18 protein-coding genes are annotated in these 18,357 nt (G+C 70.7%); 10 read left to right on the plus strand and 8 right to left on the minus strand.

The genetic code is table 11. From position 1 onward, the window contains the following. Positions 1-195: 195 nt before the first annotated feature. From ACP4IX_RS35140 to ACP4IX_RS35150, 3 genes are all read right to left on the minus strand, one after another. On the minus strand, positions 196-1,107 hold the full coding sequence (locus tag ACP4IX_RS35140) for a sugar ABC transporter permease (protein ID WP_426522462.1): 912 nt from the start codon (positions 1,105-1,107) through the stop codon (positions 196-198). A gap of 13 nt (positions 1,108-1,120) precedes the next feature. Further along, complete coding sequence (locus tag ACP4IX_RS35145; RefSeq protein WP_426522463.1) at positions 1,121-2,125, minus strand: carbohydrate ABC transporter permease; 1,005 nt, start codon at positions 2,123-2,125, stop codon at positions 1,121-1,123. A 131-nt stretch (positions 2,126-2,256) separates the two neighbouring features. Next, positions 2,257-3,528 (minus strand): extracellular solute-binding protein, encoded by a 1,272-nt coding sequence (locus tag ACP4IX_RS35150; RefSeq protein WP_426558622.1) that lies wholly within the window; start codon positions 3,526-3,528, stop codon positions 2,257-2,259. A gap of 405 nt (positions 3,529-3,933) precedes the next feature. Here ACP4IX_RS35150 and ACP4IX_RS35155 point away from each other — a divergent pair, with 405 nt between their 5' ends. After that, entirely contained in the window at positions 3,934-4,968 is a 1,035-nt protein-coding gene (locus tag ACP4IX_RS35155) for a LacI family DNA-binding transcriptional regulator (RefSeq protein ID WP_426522465.1), read from the plus strand. A gap of 86 nt (positions 4,969-5,054) precedes the next feature. Continuing rightward, entirely contained in the window at positions 5,055-5,912 is an 858-nt protein-coding gene (locus ACP4IX_RS35160; protein ID WP_426558624.1) for a phosphatase PAP2 family protein, read from the plus strand. Between the two features lie 54 nt (positions 5,913-5,966). Here ACP4IX_RS35160 and ACP4IX_RS35165 read toward each other — a convergent pair whose 3' ends face one another. Further along, positions 5,967-6,554 carry a TetR/AcrR family transcriptional regulator gene (locus tag ACP4IX_RS35165; protein WP_426522467.1) on the minus strand — a complete coding sequence of 196 codons (588 nt, stop codon included), beginning with the start codon at positions 6,552-6,554 and terminating at the stop codon, positions 5,967-5,969. A gap of 70 nt (positions 6,555-6,624) precedes the next feature. On the opposite strand from ACP4IX_RS35165, the gene ACP4IX_RS35170 reads away from it, so the two are divergent. Continuing rightward, on the plus strand, positions 6,625-7,518 hold the full coding sequence (locus ACP4IX_RS35170; RefSeq protein WP_426558626.1) for an NADP-dependent oxidoreductase: 894 nt from the start codon (positions 6,625-6,627) through the stop codon (positions 7,516-7,518). A 124-nt stretch (positions 7,519-7,642) separates the two neighbouring features. On the opposite strand, the gene ACP4IX_RS35175 is transcribed toward ACP4IX_RS35170, so the two are convergent. Further along, positions 7,643-10,636, minus strand: coding sequence for a bifunctional [glutamine synthetase] adenylyltransferase/[glutamine synthetase]-adenylyl-L-tyrosine phosphorylase (locus ACP4IX_RS35175; protein WP_426522469.1), 2,994 nt, complete (start codon positions 10,634-10,636; stop codon positions 7,643-7,645). A gap of 235 nt (positions 10,637-10,871) precedes the next feature. Between ACP4IX_RS35175 and ACP4IX_RS35180 the strand changes: the two genes are divergently transcribed. The 3 genes from ACP4IX_RS35180 to ACP4IX_RS35190 all read left to right on the plus strand — a co-directional run bounded on the left by ACP4IX_RS35180 (position 10,872) and on the right by ACP4IX_RS35190 (position 11,970). Continuing rightward, positions 10,872-11,135, plus strand: a complete 264-nt coding sequence (locus ACP4IX_RS35180; RefSeq protein WP_279563697.1) for a type II toxin-antitoxin system Phd/YefM family antitoxin — start codon at positions 10,872-10,874, stop codon at positions 11,133-11,135. Beyond that, positions 11,132-11,386, plus strand: coding sequence for a Txe/YoeB family addiction module toxin (locus ACP4IX_RS35185; protein WP_426558628.1), 255 nt, complete (start codon positions 11,132-11,134; stop codon positions 11,384-11,386). Before ACP4IX_RS35180 ends, ACP4IX_RS35185 begins: the two co-directional genes overlap by 4 nt. Positions 11,387-11,523: 137 nt before the next feature. After that, complete coding sequence (locus tag ACP4IX_RS35190) at positions 11,524-11,970, plus strand: VOC family protein (RefSeq protein ID WP_426558630.1); 447 nt, start codon at positions 11,524-11,526, stop codon at positions 11,968-11,970. Between the two features lie 27 nt (positions 11,971-11,997). Here ACP4IX_RS35190 and ACP4IX_RS35195 read toward each other — a convergent pair whose 3' ends face one another. Then, entirely contained in the window at positions 11,998-12,663 is a 666-nt protein-coding gene (locus ACP4IX_RS35195) for a TetR/AcrR family transcriptional regulator (protein WP_426558632.1), read from the minus strand. A 59-nt stretch (positions 12,664-12,722) separates the two neighbouring features. On the opposite strand from ACP4IX_RS35195, the gene ACP4IX_RS35200 reads away from it, so the two are divergent. Next, complete coding sequence (locus ACP4IX_RS35200; protein WP_426522472.1) at positions 12,723-13,694, plus strand: NAD(P)-dependent alcohol dehydrogenase; 972 nt, start codon at positions 12,723-12,725, stop codon at positions 13,692-13,694. Between the two features lie 40 nt (positions 13,695-13,734). Here the strand turns inward: ACP4IX_RS35200 and ACP4IX_RS35205 are convergent, their stop codons facing one another. Together ACP4IX_RS35205 and ACP4IX_RS35210 are read right to left on the minus strand one after the other, a co-directional pair. After that, entirely contained in the window at positions 13,735-14,361 is a 627-nt protein-coding gene (locus ACP4IX_RS35205; RefSeq protein WP_426558634.1) for a DUF305 domain-containing protein, read from the minus strand. After that, positions 14,358-15,026 (minus strand): DUF3105 domain-containing protein, encoded by a 669-nt coding sequence (locus tag ACP4IX_RS35210; RefSeq protein ID WP_426558636.1) that lies wholly within the window; start codon positions 15,024-15,026, stop codon positions 14,358-14,360. The genes ACP4IX_RS35205 and ACP4IX_RS35210 overlap by 4 nt, the downstream gene beginning before the upstream one ends. Positions 15,027-15,301: 275 nt before the next feature. Here ACP4IX_RS35210 and glnA point away from each other — a divergent pair, with 275 nt between their 5' ends. The 3 genes from glnA to ACP4IX_RS35225 all read left to right on the plus strand — a co-directional run bounded on the left by glnA (position 15,302) and on the right by ACP4IX_RS35225 (position 18,222). Further along, positions 15,302-16,663 carry a type I glutamate--ammonia ligase gene (glnA, locus tag ACP4IX_RS35215; protein ID WP_351388604.1) on the plus strand — a complete coding sequence of 454 codons (1,362 nt, stop codon included), beginning with the start codon at positions 15,302-15,304 and terminating at the stop codon, positions 16,661-16,663. A gap of 209 nt (positions 16,664-16,872) precedes the next feature. Further along, the gene (locus ACP4IX_RS35220) at positions 16,873-17,472 is read left to right on the plus strand and encodes a hypothetical protein (protein ID WP_426522475.1); all 600 of its coding nucleotides are present in this window, start codon (positions 16,873-16,875) and stop codon (positions 17,470-17,472) included. A 516-nt stretch (positions 17,473-17,988) separates the two neighbouring features. Continuing rightward, positions 17,989-18,222: a hypothetical protein gene (locus ACP4IX_RS35225; RefSeq protein WP_426522476.1), complete on the plus strand. Its 234-nt coding sequence runs from the start codon at positions 17,989-17,991 to the stop codon at positions 18,220-18,222. Positions 18,223-18,357 lie beyond the last annotated feature (135 nt).

An 18,357-nucleotide genomic window follows, 5' to 3' on the forward strand; every position in this document is an offset into this window, starting at 1 on the left:
CACGGCGCCCTGCGAGGGGGGCGCGGGGGGTGGTGGGGGCGGGTGCGGCGGTGTGCGGGGGGCTCATGCCGTCCTGGTGAGGGCAGGGTGTGCCGGTCTGGGACACTGGGGTGCGGGTGGGGGGGAGCGAGGCGGCCGGCCGCGGTGCTGCGGGGTCGGATGGGCACCGCGGCCGGACGTTTTCCCGGGCGGGCGTCAGCCCTTGGTCCCGCCGGCGGTCAGGCCGGTCACCAGGTTCTTCTGCACGAGGTAGAAGAACGCGGAGACGGGTATCGCGACGAGTACGGCGGTGGCGGCCATCAGATGGCGCTGCGCGTCGTGCTCGCTGACGAAGCTCTGCAGGCCGACCGCGAAGGTGTACTTCGTGTCGCTCAGCATGAACGTCGAGGCGAAGGCGACCTCGCCGAAGGCGGTGATGAAGCTGTAGAAGCCGGCGACGGCGAGGCCCGGCCGGGCGAGCGGCAGGATCAGCCGGAAGAAGGTGCCGAAGGGAGTCAGCCCGTCGACGCGCCCGGCCTCGTCGATCTCGAACGGGATGGTGTCGAAGTAGCCCTTGAGCAGCCACGCGCAGTACGGCACCGCGGTCGAGCAGTAGACGAGGACGAGACCGAGGTAGCTGTCGACGAGCTGGAGCTCGGACAGGATCTGGTACATCGGCACGATCAGCACGGCGATGGGGAACATCTGGGTGACCAGCAGGACCCACATCAGCTTCTTGTAGCCGGGGAAACGCATCCGCGAGACCGCGTAGCCGGTGGTGGCGGCGACCATCACGCCGATGACCGTGGTGCCCAGCGACACGATCAGCGAGCTCTTCAGCCAGTCGAAGAACTGCGTGTGCTGGAGCACGTACGCGTAGTTGTCGAAGGTCATCTTCGACCAGATGCGCTCGGGGTGCAGGTAGTCGTTCTTGTCCGGGCCCAGCGACAGGTAGACCAGCCAGGCGACCGGGAAGAGCGCGATGAGGCTCGCGACGGTCAGGATGCCGTGGGAGGCGAGGGACGCGGCCCGGCTGCGTTCGCCGCGGCCACGCCCCGGGCGCGGCGGCTCCGGGGACGCGGTGACCTGCTCCGCCGGAGCCTTGGTGGGCGCGGTGGTTGTACTCATGGCGGCTCCTGCCTCAGTTCGCGAGCTGCTGCTCATTGCGGTTCAGCCAGCGGCGGTAGAAGGAGGTGAAGACGATCAGGATGGCCAGCAGCAGGATGCCGTAGGCCGCGGACTGCGCGAAGTCACGGGGTTGCTGTCCGAAGCCGAGCTGGTACGCCCAGGTGACGAGGATCTGGGCCTCGGGGGCGGTGTTGCCGAACAGCAGGAAGATCACGGCGAACTGGTTGAAGGTCCAGATGATGCCGAGCAGGACGACGGTGGAGCTGACGGACCTGAGGCCGGGCAGGGTGACGTAGCGGAACCGCTGCCAGGCGTTCGCGCCGTCCATCTCGGCGGCCTCGTACAGGCTGTTGTCGATGGACTGCAGGCCGCCGAGGAGGGAGACCATCATGAACGGCACACCGCACCAGGTGTTGACCATGATCGCGGCGAAGCGCTGCCAGAAGGTGTCCTCCAGCCACGCGGGCGTCGGCAGGTGCAGCCAGTCCAGGCCGGAGTTGATGATGCCCTGGTCGGCGAGCATGAAGCGCCAGCCGAAGACGGTGACGAAGGTGGGCACCGCCCACGGCAGGACCAGGATCAGCCGGTAGAAGGTGCGGCCGCGCAGCTTCTGGTTGAGCAGCAGGGCGAGGCCGAGGCCGATGAAGAAGTGCAGTCCGACGCAGACCGCCGTCCACACGATGGTCCAGATGAAGTGCGACCAGAAACGGTCGTACGCGGTCGGACCCCACAGGATGTCGGCGTAGTTGTCCAGGCCGACGAACGTGTAGGTGGCCTCGATCTCGTTGACACCGATCGTGCGCCCTGTGTTGAGGCTGTTGGCGTCGGTGAGGGTGAGGTAGAGGCCGTACCCGAGCGGGTACAGCACGAGGACGCCGATCACGACGGCCACCGGCGCGATCATGGCGTAGGCGTACCAGTGCTTCTGGTAGCCGTCTTTCAGACGCCGGCCAAGGCCGGGCCGCGGGGTGCGGTCACCGCGGCGCTTGCCGGTCGCGCGGTCGATGGCGACTGTCATGGTTCGACACCTTCGGGAGCATCGGGACGAGCGGGACGATCAAGGGGTACGGCGCCGAGGGCCACGGCGCGCAGGCCGGTGGCCGCCGGGTCCCCTCCCCCCACGGCGGGGGACCCGGCGGCGTCACGGACCTACTTGCTGAAGTCCGGCACCAGCTTGGCGATCGCGGTCTCCGCGTCGCCCAGGCCCTCGTCCAGGGACTTCTTGCCGCCGGCGATCTGCGGCAGCTCGTCGTCGAGCGGGGTCAGCAGGGAGCTGTACTCCGGCAGCGCCGGGCGCGGCTGGGCGGAGGGCAGGACCGTCTGGTAGCCGGCGATGCCCGGGTCGGTCTTGACCTTGTCGGTGTAGGCGTCGTCGCGGGTCGGCAGCGTGGAGTTCTTCAGGGCGACGGTCTCCTGCGCCTTCGCGGAGGTCATGAAGTTCACGAACTTCAGCGACGCCTCCTGGTGCGCCTTGTCCGAACCGGCGTACACCGAGAGGTTGTGGCCGCCGGTCGGTGCGCCCGCCTTGCCGGTGGAGCCGGCCGGGACGGTGGCGATGCCGAGGTTGTTCTTGTCCTTGAAGGCGGTGCCCTTGTAGAAGTTGGTGATCTCCCACGGGCCCTGGATGATCGAGGCGACCTTGCCGCTGACGAACGCCTCCTGGATGTGGGCGTAGGCGTCGGCGGTGGTGTCGGCCTTGTGCAGGCCCTTGCCGTCGAACAGGCTCAGCCAGGTGCCGTACGCCTTCTTCGCCTCGGGCGACTTGACGGTGATCTTCTTGCCCTCGACGTCGACCGTGTCGGTGCCCTCGCCGTACAGGAACGGCTGCGCGTAGTAGCCGGCCGTGGAGGCCCAGTAACCGTCGACGCCGGTCTTGTCCTTGATGGTGGCGGCGGCCTTCTTCAGGTCGTCCCAGGTCTTGGGGGCCTCGACGCCGGCCTTCGCGAACAGTTCCTTGTTGTAGACGAAGGCGAGGGTGTCGGTGACCAGCGGGACGCCGTAGGTCTTGCCCTCGTACGTGGCCTGCTCGATCAGTTTGGGCTGGAACTTGTCCTGCTCGGCGAGGGCCTCGGTGCCGTCCAGCGGCAGGAAGAAGCCCTTCTTGGCGAAGGCGGCGGTCCAGCCGACGTCCGTGCGCAGCACGTCCGGGGCGCCCGAGGCACCGGCGGCGGTGTCGAACTTGTTCTGCGCCTGGTCGAAGGGGACGTTGACGTACTTGACCTTGATGTCCTTGTGGGCGGCCTCGAACTCCTTGACCAAGGCCTTGTAGGTCGGCGCCTCGTTGGTCGCGTTCGAGGTGTCCCAGTACGTGATGGTGACCGGTCCGCCGGACTCGCTGTCGCTGTCGCCGTCCCCGCCGCACGCCGTCGCCGTGAGGGCGAGGGACGCCACCAGAGCGGTGGCCGCTATGCCACGCCGCATGAGTTCTCCTTGAGGGTGAAAGCCCGAGTGGTGCAGGGTGCGGGCCCGTCCGCCGCTCCTGCCGACTGCCGACCGCGCCTTTGCCGCCGTCGGGCGACGTGAACGTAACAGCGCCGCAAGCTCGACGGAAAGGTCTTGCAGCAAAAAAGTGCAAGAAGTCGCTGAAGTTATCCGCGCGTGACCTCCCGGCGACCGTCGTGAGACGCTTGATTACGGGGATCGAGCGGTATCGGGCCGGTTGTGCAAGACTCTGCAAGCTCTTGCCGTCACTTTTCCTGAGGGAGCGCGATGACGCAGCAGCCCGCGCCGGGCCGTCCGACGGGCCGTCCAGCAGGCCGCCCAACAGGCCGCCCACGACGCCCGATCGGTGGGCAAGGCAGCGGCCGGCAGGTACAGTCCACACCTGTGACCACACGGCTTGCCGACATCGCCGCCCAGGCGGGGGTGAGCGAAGCGACCGTCAGCCGCGTCCTCAACGGCAAGCCGGGCGTCGCCGCCACCACCCGCCAGTCCGTACTCGCCGCTCTCGACGTGCTGGGTTACGAGCGCCCCGTGCGGCTGCGGCAGCGCAGCGAGGGCCTGGTGGGCCTGATCACCCCGGAGCTGGAGAACCCGATATTCCCGGCGCTGGCCCAGGTCATCGGCCAGGCGCTGACCCGCCAGGGCTACACCCCGGTCCTCGCCACCCAGACCCCGGGCGGCTCCACGGAGGACGAACTGACGGAGATGCTGGTCGACCGGGGGGTCGCCGGGATCATCTACGTCTCCGGTCTGCACGCCGACACCACCGCCGACACGCAGCGCTACGAGCGGCTGCGCGCACAGGGCGTGCCCTTCGTCCTCGTCGACGGTTTCTCGTCGAAGGTGCAGGCGCCGTTCATCTCCCCCGACGACCGCGCCGCGATGAGCCTCGCGGTCACGCACCTCGTCTCGCTGGGGCACACCCGCATCGGACTGGCCCTCGGTCCGAAGCGGTTCGTGCCGGTGCAGCGCAAGATCGAGGGTTTCGTGCGCACCGTCCAGGACCAACTGGGCATGGACGCCGAGACCGTGGAGAAGGAACTCGTCCAGCACTCCCTCTACACCCTGGAGGGCGGCCAGGCGGCGGCCACCGCGCTCATGGAGCGGAGCTGCACCGCGGTGGTCTGCGCCAGCGACATGATGGCGCTGGGCGCGATACGGGCGGCCCGGCAGCGGGGCCTGGAGGTGCCCCGGGACTTCTCGGTCGTCGGCTTCGACGACTCGCCGCTGATCGCCTTCACGGACCCGCCGCTGACGACCGTCCGCAAGCCGGTGCCCGCGATGGGGCAGGCCGCGGTGCGCACGTTGCTGGAGGAGATCGGCGGGACGCCCGCGCCACACAGTGAGTTCGTGTTCATGCCGGAGCTGGTCGTGCGCGGCTCGACGGCGTCGGCGCCCGGAGAGCGCCACCGGCCCTGAGTCCTCCCGCGGTTTGGCCGGATGCGACCGGGATCCGCCGGGGGGATGATCGGGGGGAGAAGGCTTTTCTGGCAGACTTCATGCCTATGGGTGACACGACCGTGAGGACCACGGAACGCCAGGAAGAGGCCGTTCCGCACCCCGTCACGGAGGAGACGGGGCGGGATCTCCTGCGCCGGCTCCGCGCGCCGCGCCGGCCCCGCCTGTGGTTCGAGATCCTGCTGATCGCGCTCAGTTACTGGACGTACTCCCTCATCCGCAACGCGGTACCCGAGCAACGGACACAGGCGCTGCGCAACGCCGACTGGATCTGGCGCGTCGAGCAGCACATCGGCATCGCCGTCGAGGAGTCGGTCAACCACGCCGTGAACTCGGTGACTTGGCTCATCATCGGCATGAACTACTACTACGCCACACTGCACTTCGTGGTGACCCTGGGCGTGCTGGTGTGGCTGTACCGCAGCCATCCCGGCCGCTACGCGGCGACCCGGCTCGTGCTCTTCGCGACGACGGGCGTCGCCCTGGTCGGTTACTACCTGTATCCGCTCGCCCCGCCCCGCCTGATGAACGGCGAGCACTTCATCGACACCGTGATGGTCCACGAGACGTGGGGGTCGATGGCGTCCGGCGACCTGAAGAACATGTCGAACCAGTACGCGGCGATGCCGTCGATGCACATCGGGTGGTCGGTGTGGTGCGGGCTGACGATCTTCGCCCTGGCCTCGGTCCCGTGGGTGCGGGTGCTGGGGCTGGTGTATCCGGTGCTCACCCTGGTGGTGATCGTCGCCACCGCCAACCACTTCTGGCTGGACGCGGTGGGCGGGGTGCTGTGCCTGGGGTTCGGGTACGCGGTGGCGGCCGCCTGGTACGGGCGTCTGCCGCACGCCTTGCCGCGGACGGTGGTGGGGCGGCGGGCCGCGATGCCTTCGCCCACACGGGCGTAGGACCGACCGCCTCCGCCCCCTCCCCCGCCGCGCCCTTTCCGACGGGCCGGTCCCTCAGGCGTTCCCGGGAGGGCGGGTGACCTCCCAGGCCGCCTCGATCATCCGGAAGACCTCGTCCACCGCGGCTTCCGGATCGGCCGCCTCCCGGGCGAGCGAATAGGCGTCGACCGCGAACCTCGCGATCGCCCGGCAGGCCGTCGTGGTCTGCGGCAGGCGGGGGTCGGCGGCGAGGGCCGCCGCCAGCGACTCCGCATGGCGCAGCCTCATCGACTCCTCGTACTTCCGCAGGGCGGGTGATCCGTCGATCATGCGCCGGATCGGCGCGGCGCCGTCCGCCGTGCAGTGCCGCACCAGCGCCAGGACCTCGCGGCGCAGTGCGGGGACGAGCGACTCGTGCGGCGCACGGCCGGTGACCGCCTGCGTGAGGCGTCGCTCGAAGTCCTGGTCCTGCTCGAACACCAGGGCCTCTTTCGAGACGAAATGGGAGAAGAGGGTGGTGACGGCCACGTCGGCCTCGGCGGCCACGTCCCGGATGCCCACCGCGTCATAGCCGCGTTCCAGGAAGAGCCGCAGGGCGGTGTCGGCGATCTTCTGGCGGGTCGCGGCCTTCTTGCGCTCGCGGCGTCCGGACTGCACGGTCATGCGCCTGACACTACCAAATACGAAACTGCAACCGTTCCGAAACCCTAACCGTTAGTGTTACGGTCGCCGCATGAGAAAAGTGATCTTCGCCGAGTTCGGCGGTCCCGACGTCCTGCGACTCGTCGACGCCGAGGAGCCCCACGCGGGCCCCGGCCAGATACGCATCGCCGTGCGGGCGGCGGGTGTGAACCCCGTCGACTGGAGGGTCCGGGAGGGCCAGGTCCTGGGCGCCCACCCCGTCCGGTTGCCCGCCGGCGTCGGGCTGGACGCCGCGGGGGTGGTGGACGAGATCGGTGAGGGCGTCGAAGGGATCGAGGTGGGCGACCACGTCTTCGGCGAAGGGGCGAGCACCTACGCCGAGTTCGCCGTGCTGGGGGCCTGGGCCCGGATGCCCGAGGGGCTGACGTTCGACGAGGCGGCCGGGTACCCCTCCGTCGTGGAGACCGCGCTGCGCGTCATCCGCGAGGTCGGTGTGCGGCCCGGGCAGACGCTGCTGGTCAGCGGTGCTTCCGGGGGAGTCGGGTCGGCGGTGCTGCAGATCGCCCGCGACCGCGGCATCACGGTGATCGGCACGGCCGGGGCCGCCAACCAGGACTACCTGCGCGGCCTGGGCGCCCTGCCCACGACGTACGGGGAGGGCTGGGTCGAGCGGGTGCGGCAGCTCGGCCGGGTCGACGCGGCTCTCGATCTGGCCGGCTCGGGGGTGATCCGCGAGCTCGTCGAGCTGACCGGGGATCCTCACAGGGTGGTGTCCATCGCCGATCTCGGTGCGCCGGAGTACGGTGTCCGGTTCTCCGGCGTGGCCGGGAGCGTGCCCGACGCGCTCGCCGAGGCCGCCGACCTCATCTCACGGGGACGGCTCCACATCCCGGTGGAGAAGTCGTACCCGCTCGCCGAGGCCGCGGCGGCGCACATCGACAGCCGGGCCGGTCACACGCGCGGGCGCCGGGTCATCATCGTCTGAACCGCTCCCCGCGCGGCGGCACGGCCCGGCAAGGGCGCTCACGGCGTCCGGTGCCCCGGCACGGGGCACCGGAGTACCGGGGCCCGGCCACGGGGCACCGCAGTACCGGAGCCCGGGCGTCGGACTAGGCGTAGAACAGGTCCTCCATCACCGCTCTGGCCCGGCGGGCCGTGCGGCGGTACTCGTCGAGCATGTCGCCGGCGTGCCCGGGGCCGTGCCCCAGGTAGCGGCCCACCGCCGCCAGTTCGCGGGGGTCGCTCGGGAACGTGTCCCCGGCCCGTCCGCGCACCAGCATCACCGCGTTGCGGACGCGCGTCGCCAGGACCCACGCCTCGTCGAGCGTCCCGGCGTTCTCCGCCGAGACGAGGCCGGCGTCGCACGCGGCGGCCAGGGCCCGGCGCGTCCGGGTGGTCCGCAGCCCCGCCTCGGCGTGGCCGTGCCGCAGCTGGAGCAGCTGCACGGTCCACTCGACGTCGGACAGTCCGCCCGGCCCCAGTTTGGCGTGCAGCTTGGGGTCCGCGCCGCGCGGCAGCCGCTCGGACTCCATCCGGGCCTTGAGCCGCCGGATCTCCCGTACGGCGTCCTCCCCGAGCCCGCCCGCCGGGTACCGCAGCGGATCGACCAGCTCGGTGAACCGCCGCCCCAGATCCGCGTCGCCGGCGACGAACCCGGCCCGCAGCAGCGCGTGCCGCTCCCACACCAGCGACCAGCGCCGGTAGTAGGTCTCGTACGACTTCAGGGTCCGCACCAGCGGCCCGGACTTGCCCTCGGGCCGCAGGCCGGCGTCGATGAGCAGCGGCGGGTCGGCGCTCGGCACCTGGAGGAGGCGGCGCATCTCGGAGACGACCCTGTTCGCCGCGTCCGCCGCCTCCCGCTCGTCGGCACCGTCCTGCGGCTCGTGCACGAACAGCACGTCCGCGTCCGAGCCGTAGCCCAGCTCGTGCCCGCCGAACCGGCCCATGCCGATGATCGCGAACCGGGTCGGCAGGGTGTCGCCCCAGCCCTCCCGGACGACCGCCCGGAGCGTCCCGGCCAGTGTCGCCGCCGTCAGGTCGGAGACGGCGGCGCCGACCCGGTCCACCAGGGCGCCCTGGTCGGCCTCGACGGGCTGCGCGTCGGTGCCGTAGGAGCCGACGATGTCCGCGGCGGCCGTGCGGAACAGTTCCCGGCGCCGGATTCCGCGCACCGCCGTGACCGCCTGTACCGCGCCGTCCGCGCGGCGTACCGCGGCGAGTGCCTCCTGCTCCAGCTGGAGCCGCCCGCGCGGCTCCAGCCCGCCGGCGTTGCCGTCCCCGAGCAGCGCGACGGCCTCGGGCGCCCGCATCAGCAGGTCGGGGGCGAGCCGCCCGGCGGAGAGCACGCGGGCGAGGTTCTCGGCCGCGGCTCCCTCGTCCCGCAGCAGCCGCAGGTACCAGGGCGTCGCGCCGAGCGCGTCGGAGACCTTGCGGAAGTTGAGCAGGCCGGTGTCCGGGTCGGCGGAGTCGGCGAACCAGCCGAGGAGCACGGGCAGCAGGGTCCGCTGGATGGCCGCCTTGCGGGTGACGCCGGACGCCAGCGCCTCCAGGTGCCGGAGCGCGGCGGCCGGGTCGGCGTATCCGAGGGCGACCAGGCGTTCGCGCGCCGCCTCCGCGCTGAGCCGGGCCTCGCCCGGCGCCAGCTGGGCGACGGCGTCGAGCAGCGGCCGGTAGAACAGCTTCTCGTGCAGCCGGCGTACGACGGAGGCGTGCCGCCTCCACACCCGCAGCAGCCCGGTGACCGGGTCGTTGCGCAGGCCGAGGGAGCGGCCGAGGCGCCGCAGGTCGGGCTCGTCCTCGGGCACCAGGTGGGTGCGCCGCAGCCGGTGGAGCTGGATGCGGTGCTCCATGGAGCGCAGGAAGCGGTACGCCTCGTCGAGCTGGGCGGCGTCGGCCCGGCCGACGTACCCGCCCGCGGCCAGCGCCTCCAGCGCGTCCAGCGTGGTGCCGCTGTGCAGGGAGGTGTCGGACCGCCCGTGCACCAGCTGGAGCAGCTGCACGGCGAACTCGACGTCCCTGAGCCCGCCGGGACCCAGTTTCAGCTGCCGGTCGACCTCGGCGACGGGGATGGTCTCCACCACCCGGCGGCGCATCTTCTGCACGTCCGGGACGAAGTTCTCCCGGTCGGCGGCCTGCCACACCAGGGGCTGGAGGGCGGCGACGTACTCGGCGCCGAGGCCGGGGTCGCCGGCCACCGGGCGGGCCTTGAGCAGCGCCTGGAACTCCCAGGTCTTGGCCCAGCGCTGGTAGTAGGCGAGGTGGCTGCTGAGGGTGCGCACCAGCGGGCCGTTGCGTCCCTCCGGGCGGAGGTTGGCGTCGACGGGCCAGATGGAGCCCTCGACGGTCGTCTCGGAGCAGATCCGCATCAGGTGCGAGGCGAGTGCGGTCGCGGCCCGCAGCGCCCGGGGCTCGTCGACGCCCTGCGCCGCCTCGCCGACGAAGATGACGTCGACGTCGGAGACGTAGTTCAGCTCGTGTCCGCCGCACTTGCCCATCGCGATCACCGCCAGCCGGCACAGCGCCGCGTCCTCGGGCGCGTCGGCCTCGGCGAGGGCGAGGGCGGCACGCAGGGTGGCGGTGGCGAGGTCGGCCAGCTCGGCGGCGGTCTCGGCGACATCGATGGTGCCGCACACGTCGCGGGCGGCGATGGACAGCAGGCAGCGCCGGTAGGCGACGCGCAGGGAGACGGGGTCGGTGGCCTCGGCGAGGCCGCGCTCGAACTCCGCCACCCCGCGGTGCAGGTCCCGCGGCTCGTAGGTGACCAGGGCCTGCCAGTCGCCGGCGTGCCGGGCGAGGTGGTCGGCGAGCGCCTCGGAGGCGCCGAGCACGCCGAGGAGACGGTCGCGCAGCGGCTTGGCCGCTATCAGGGTGTCCAGCAGCTCCCGGCGGGCGGTGGGGTCCGGCTGCGCCTCCAGGAGCCGGACCAGGCCGTGCAGGGCGAGGTCCGGGTCGGCGGTGGCGCCGAGCGCCTCCAGCAGGACCGGGTCGTCGCGGACCGGGGCCAGCTCCACGCCGTCCAGCAGCCGCTCGGCGGCCGAGGGATCGGTGAAGCCGTGCCGCAGCAGCCGCGTGAAGGTACTGCTCCTGCGCCCCGGCGCCGTCATCCCGGCCTCCTGTCGGACTGGCGTTTCGTCGGACCCACGGCTCCACGGCTCCACGGCTCCACGGACTGTCGGACCTTCGAACCGTCGGATCAAGGTCGTACGCCTGAGCGTAACCGGGAAGGCGTGCGCGGGCGCCGGGGCGTACCGGTCTCGGTCTCGGTCTCCGGTGACCGTTCCGGTAGACCGCTCCACACTCGTACGATATCTTGTACAAGCCGTGAAGGGAGGCACCGGTATGTCCATTACCGCGAGTGAGGCCCGTCAGAACCTGTTCCCTCTGATAGAGCAGGTCAACGAAGACCATGCCCCGGTACACATCACCTCCCGCAAGGGGAACGCCGTACTCATGTCCGAAGAGGACTTCACGGCCTGGACGGAGACGGTCCATCTCCTGCGTTCCCCCAGGAACGCCCGCCGCCTGCTCGACTCCATCGCCGAGGCCGAATCCGGCGGTGCGCGGCGGCGTGAACTGATCGATCCGGACACGGAGCGCCCGTGAAGATCACTTTCACGTCGCACGGCTGGGAGGACTACGTCCACTGGGCCGAGAGCGACCGGAAGGTGACCAAGCGGATCAACAAACTGATCACCGACATCACACGTGACCCGTTCAAGGGCATCGGCAAGCCTGAGCCGCTGAAGGGCGACCTGTCGGGCTACTGGTCACGGCGCATCGACGACACGCATCGCCTGGTGTACAAGCCGGTCGACGGCCAGCTGGTCATCGTCCAGGCGCGATACCACTACTGACAGCGAAGACCGACAAGACAACCGGCAACCGGCAACCGGCAACCGACGCTGACACTGACACTGACACTGACACTGACACTGACACTGACAACTGAAACTGACATCGTGCTCGGCAAGGACACCGAAGGAGCCAGGCCATGGACTTCACCCTCGAAGTGATCCCGCTGCCCGTGACCGACATCGACCGCGCCCGGGACTTCTACCGGGACAAGGTCGGCTTCCACGTCGACATCGACCAGGAGGTCATGCCGGGGATGCGCATCGTCCAGCTGACGCCGCCGGGCTCGGGCTGCTCGATCGCCCTCGGCGACGCCATCTGGGACATGGCGCAGGGGCAGACCGCGCCGGCCCCCGGCACGTACCAGGGCCTGCAGTTGTGCGTCGCCGACATCAAGGCGGCCCACGCCGAGCTGGTGGGGCGTGGCCTGGACGTCTCCGAGCCGGTGCAGTACTCCCCGGACGACGGCGCCACGTTCATGTACTTCAAGGACCCCGACGGCAACGGCTGGGCGGTCCAGGAGTACCGGCGCCGGGAAACGGAGCCGCTGCACCAGCTGCTGGCGGACCTCAAGCGGCAGCGCTAGGGGGCCGGTCGACGGGCGGGCCCCCGGTCAGGTGGCCGTCTTCCTGGGCCACGGCAGGTGGTAGAGGCCGAGCGGCGCCGGGGGCGGCAGGGGGGCCTCCCCCGCGCCGGCCCGGTCCGCCCGGAAGGAGTTCAGCAGCAGGGCCACGAGCCGGCGGGACGCCGCGAGGGCGGCTTCCGTCGACCGGGCCTCGATGCCGTTGTTGGCCATGAACACGAGCGTGAGGTCACTCCGGTCGAAGTCGGCGCGCAGCCGCCCGGCCTCCTTCGCCCGCCGGGCCAGCACCGCGAAGCCCTCCTCGGCGCGCACCCGGGTCTCCTCGAACTCGGACGTGTCCGCGAACTCCGTGAGGAACGCCGCGGCGAATCCCCGGTCCAGGATGTTCAGCGCGCACACCTTCTCGACGACCCCGCAGAAGCCCGCCCAGGGGTCGGGGTCGGCGAGCGCTTCGTCGATGGTGCCCGCGCAGGCCGTGAGCTGGTCGGCGAAGACCGTCGTGACGAGCGACTCGCGGGTGGGGAAACGCCGGTAGAGCGTGGCGACCCCGACACCGGCCCGGCGGGCCACGGCGGCCATCGGCACGTCCAGGCCCCGGGCGGCGAACAGGCCGCGGGCGGCCTCCAGGATGCGGTCGCGGTTGTGGCTCGCGTCCGCGCGCAGTCCGGACGGCATCCGAGAAGAAGCAGCGGCCATGTCTCTCACATTAGCCGAAGTGGATGACCCCGTCCGGTTACGGGTCTAGCGTCCGGGACATGAGTGAGATGCGCGCGGCGCTGTACGACAGGTACGGCCCTCCCGAGGTCCTGTACGAGGGCACCGTGCCCAGGCCGGTCGCCGCACCGGGCGAGATCCTGGTGCGGGTCCTCGCCGCCAGTGTCAACGGCGGTGAACCGGCCGGACGGGCGGGGAAGGTCAGGCTGGTGACCGGACTGACGGCACGGGGCTTCCCCAAGCGGACCGGCATGGACTTCGTCGGCGAGGTCGTGACCCCGGGGCCGCCCGGGTCCGGGGTCGCGGCGGGCGACCGGGTGTGGGGGTTGCTGCCCCGCCGCCGTATGTTCGGCAGCGCCGCGGAGTTCGTGGCCGTACCTCCGGAGCACGTGGCCCTCGCCCCCTCCGCCCTCGATCCGGTCCAGGCCGTGTCCCTGCCCGCCGGAGGCACGACGGCCCTCACCGCCCTGCGGGACAAGGCCCGCCTCCGGGCGGGTGAGCGGCTCCTGGTCCGCGGGGCCGCCGGAGGGGTCGGCAGCGTCGCCGTCCAGCTCGGCCGGGCCTACGGGGCCCACGTCACGGCTCTGGCGGGGGCCCGGAACCTCGACTTCGTCCGTGACCTCGGCGCCGACGAGGCCTTCGACCACGCCACCACCGGTGCGGCCGGTCTCGGCCGGTTCGACGTCGTCTTCGACGCGGTCGGCACCGGACTGCGCGCCTACCGCCGGCTGCTGGCCCCCGGGGGCCGCATGGTGGCGATCGCCTTCGACTTGGCGCACCCGGCCACGTCGATCGCCTACCTGCTGGCATCGACGGCGTTCGGCTCGCGCCGCGTACGGTTCTTCAGCGGCAACCCCACCCGCGCCCTGTTCACCGAACTGACGGCCCTGGCGGAGAGCGGCGCCCTGCGTCCCGTGGTGGACACGGTGCACCCGCTGGCCGAGATCGCCGCCGCCCACCGGGCGCTGGAACGCGGGGGCGTACGCGGCAAGCACGTCATCCGCGTCGGCTGACCGCGACCGGGCAGGCCGGCGCGAGTACCGCCTGACCGCCTCACGCCCGCGGCGTCGCGCCCCGCTCCGCCAGCAGGTCCGCCATCAGCCGGATCTCCGACTCCTGCGACTCCACCATGCCCCGGGCCAGCCGCTTCTCCACGCCGACCGTGCACCGGTCGGCGCATCCCTCGGCCATGTGGACGCCGCCCTTGTGGTGCTCGGTCATGAGCTGGAGGTAGTGGACCTCCGCCTGCCTGCCGTCGAGCGTCGCCAGCTTCTCCATCTCGGCGTCGGTGGCCATCCCCGGCATCAGCGAGCCCTCGCCGGCGGAGGGCGCGCCGCCCATGCCCATCCAGGTCATCGGCGGGTCGGACGACACCTTCGGCAGCCCCCACAGGTCGAGCCAGCCGATCATCATGCCGCGCTGGTTGGCCTGCGTCTGCGCGATGTCGTACGCGAGCCGGCGCACCTCCTCGTCCTCGGTGCGGTCGCGCACGAGGTACGACATCTCCACGGCCTGCTGGTGGTGCACCGCCATGTCCCGCGCGAAGCCGGCGTCCGCCGAGTCGGCGGACGGGACGCGGCCCGCACCGTCGTCCCCGGCGACGGCGTAGGTGATCCCGCCGGCCAGGACGAGGACCGCCGCGGCGGCCCCCGCGATCCAGCCGGCCTGTTTCGGTGTCACTCGGACAGTCCGTTCGTGCAGGCGGCGCCCGGCTCGGGGGTCTGCTCGCCCTGGACGAACTTCTCGAAGAACTTGTCCACGTTCGGGTCGTCGGCGCCCGTCACCGTGCGCTGGTGGCCCCAGGCGGTGAGCATGATCGGGTCCTTCTGCTTGTCGTCCGGGCTCATCAGGGAGTACGGCGTCTTCTTCACCTTCGCCTCGAGCTTCTCCACGTCGGCCTTCGGCGCCTTGTCGGTGTACGTCACCCAGACGGCGCCGTGCTCCAGCGAGTGCACGGCGTTCTCGTTCTTCAGCGGCTTGGTGTAGACGTCGCCGTCGCAGTTCATCCAGGCCTGGTCGTGGTCACCGCCGACCGGGGGCTCGGCCGGGTAGGACACCTCTTCGGTGACGTGGTTGCGGCCGAGCGTGCCCTTCCAGGTCTGCACCCCGTCCTCGCCGGCGACGAACTTGCCGGAGGTCTTGCCGTCGGACGCCGTGTCGGAGGAGGAGTCGCCGGACTGCGACTGGACGAGGACGACGCCGCCGACGACGAGGCCTGCGACGACCACGGTGCTGACCGCGATGGTGAGGATCCGGTTCCGGCGGTCGCGGGCCTCCTCGGCGCGCCGCATCTCGGCTATGCGTGTCTGTCTCGCCGTGTTGCTGGTCTTCTTCGCGGAACCCATGAGGTGTGCCCTTCTGGGAAAGGGGGGCGGTGGAGTCCGCTGATCGTAAGGGCGGTGGAGGGTTGATTCGTAGGGTGATCACAGGATCCGTTGCCCTGGGAGCCCAGGAATGGCCCGATCGAACAGGTGGCCTCTACGCTGCGGGGAGGGCCGGTGGGCCGATCGAGGTCCGCAACGCGTACGAAACCGTGCTGTGGTGTGATGCTCGGGTGCAGGGCCGCCTCCCGCCGTACCGGAGACAGGCGGCCTGACCAGCGAGGATGGGGAAGCGGAAGATGGACAAGCAGCAGGAGTTCGTGATCCGGACGCTGGAGGAGCGCGACATCCGGTTCGTACGCCTGTGGTTCACGGACGTACTGGGCTTCCTCAAGTCCGTCGCCGTGGCCCCGGCCGAGCTGGAGCAGGCCTTCGACGAGGGCATCGGCTTCGACGGCTCCGCGATCGAGGGCTTCGCCCGGGTCTACGAGTCCGACATGATCGCCAAGCCGGACCCGTCGACGTTCCAGGTCCTGCCCTGGCGCGCGGAGGCCCCCGGCACGGCCCGCATGTTCTGCGACATCCTCATGCCGGACGGCTCCCCGTCCTTCGCCGACCCCCGCTACGTCCTCAAGCGCGCCCTGGCCCGCACCTCCGACCTGGGATTCACCTTCTACACCCACCCGGAGATCGAGTTCTTCCTGCTGAAGGACAAGCCCGTCGACGGCTCGGTGCCGACCCCGGCCGACAACTCCGGGTACTTCGACCACACCCCGCAGAACATCGGCATGGACTTCCGCCGCCAGGCGATCACCATGCTGGAGTCGATGGGCATCTCGGTGGAGTTCTCCCACCACGAGGGCGCCCCCGGCCAGCAGGAGATCGACCTGCGCTACGCCGACGCGCTCTCCACGGCCGACAACATCATGACCTTCCGCCTGGTCATGAAGCAGGTCGCGCTGGAGCAGGGCCTGCAGGCCACCTTCATGCCGAAGCCGTTCTCGGAGTACCCGGGCTCGGGCATGCACACCCACCTCTCCCTTTTCGAGGGCGACCGCAACGCGTTCTACGAGTCGGGCGCCGAGTACCAGCTCTCCAAGGTCGGCCGCTCCTTCATCGCGGGCCTGCTGCGGCACGCGGCGGAGATCTCCGCCGTCACCAACCAGTGGGTGAACTCGTACAAGCGCATCTGGGGCGGCTCCGAGCGCACGGCCGGCGCGGGCGGCGAGGCCCCCTCCTACATCTGCTGGGGCCACAACAACCGCTCGGCCCTGGTCCGCGTCCCCATGTACAAGCCCGGCAAGACCGGCTCGGCCCGCGTCGAGGTCCGCTCCATCGACTCCGGCGCCAACCCGTACCTGACCTACGCCGTCCTGCTGGCCGCCGGGCTGAAGGGCATCGAGGAGGGCTACGAACTCCCGCCGGGCGCCGAGGACGACGTCTGGGCCCTGTCCGACTCGGAGCGCCGCGCACTGGGCATCGAACCCCTCCCCCAGAACCTCGGTGAGGCCCTCGCCCTGATGGAACGCAGCGACCTGGTCGCCGAGACCCTCGGCGAGCACGTCTTCGACTTCTTCCTGCGCAACAAGCGGCAGGAGTGGGAGGAGTACCGGTCGCAGGTGACGGCGTTCGAGCTGCGGAAGTCGCTGCCGGTGCTGTAGGGACAGGTCGGACCGGCCTCCTCCCCACTGAATGGAAGGCTGGGCTTTCGGCGGCAGTGCCCTGGCGCGGATGGCGCGGTTCTGTCTCCTTGTTCCCATTCGGCTGTGTTCGCTCGTTATTCCAGGCGGAATTGCACGAGACTTGAGTGATCGTTTTCGTGGTAGAGTTTCGATGAATTCGCAGAACGCCGCGAAAAAAGGGGAATGGTGTGAACACCGAGAAGGTCACGGCTCGACGTCTCACGGCCGAAGAGCTTGCGGGATTGAGTCCCCAGGACGAAATCTTCGTCTCGGCAGAGATGGACGGCCTTCCTCTCGACTGCTACGCCCCGGCCTCTCTGACGGAGCCGGGTAAGAATTTCGAGGGGGGCTCCTTCACCGCGAGGACGGTATTCGGTCAGGAAATCCGTGTTCTCCCGGACAATGCCGAGGAGCCCGGGATATGGGTTGCCGACAAGACCGGGGAGGAGATCGAGGTCCTCCAGAACGCCGGCGTACTCCTGAACCTCGCCCTCTTCGTTCCCCACGGGAGCAAGGAATCCCTGGAGTCGCTCTACTCCGCGGCCCGGGACGCCTTCGGCGCGGGAATCGTCCAGCGCTGGAGCGAGCAAGTCGTCATGGTGCCGGACGTCAAGGTCGACTTGTTCGAGGAGCCGGCCCGGGCGCGGAAGAACGCGAGCGGCCAGATCCGCGACCGCCGCGCCCTGGACATCTATCCGACCCGAGTGCGGTTCATGGAGCCCAGCGACGGCTGGAAGTTCATCGTCGAACCGCACAAAGAGGTCATCGACGAGACGCCGACCATCTGACCTGATGGCGCCTTGACCTCAGCCCTTCGAGAGCCCGCCGGCCTGCCGGCGGGCTCTTCCGCTGGGCCGTCCGCGACCGTCCGCGACCGTCCGGGCCTTCCGGCACGGCTCCGCGCGGCTGCTCGACCACGGTCGCACCCCTTCCGTCGTGTCACACCCCCTCGTGCCGGAGTCCGACCCAGAACGTCCCTCGGACCCACACACCGTTCATCACACGGCCGCACGGAACGCGGGTGGAGGAGGCGAACCGGGTCCACCCTGCGCACCGCGGGTCCGAAGGGCACCCACTACCGACAGGTAATGTGAAGGCGCGGGTCATTTCCACAACCGCATTCACACACTGATGAATACGGCGGTGCCGGGGTGGGAGATCCCGGCAGTGCGTGGCTGGTCGGAAGTTCACCGGCGTGCTTGGATCAGTGCGCGGCACGCCGGTGAGCGGTTCCGGATCCCCACTCCGGATTCCAGGCGTGCTTCGCCGCTCTGAATTCGTGCACACGAAAGGAAAGACCTGCCATGAACCTCGTCCCCCAGGTCGAAACGGCTGAAATCTCCGACGCGGACCTGGACCAGGTGTCCGGCGGCCAGATCGGCATCGACGCCGGCGCGGCCGTCGTCACGGTCGGCGGTGCCGCCGGCGCGGGCCTCTACGCGGAGGCCGGCCCGTTCGCCGTCAACGGCGCTCTCGGCGCCTCGGTGACGCCCGGCGGTGCCGCGGCGGACGGCCAGGCGCGCACCACCAGCTTCTGAGCCACCCTGCTGACGCGCACTGACAACAGGTGAGGGCGGGGCCCCGGGCGGCCAAAAAACAACAAGAGAGAAGGGGCCCCCCGCGGATGGGCGGGCACCCCCCGGGCCCCCCCCACACACCCCCCCGCCCGGCGC

Source organism: Streptomyces sp. WG5 (assembly GCF_049974565.1).
In the GTDB taxonomy this organism is placed as follows: domain Bacteria; phylum Actinomycetota; class Actinomycetes; order Streptomycetales; family Streptomycetaceae; genus Streptomyces.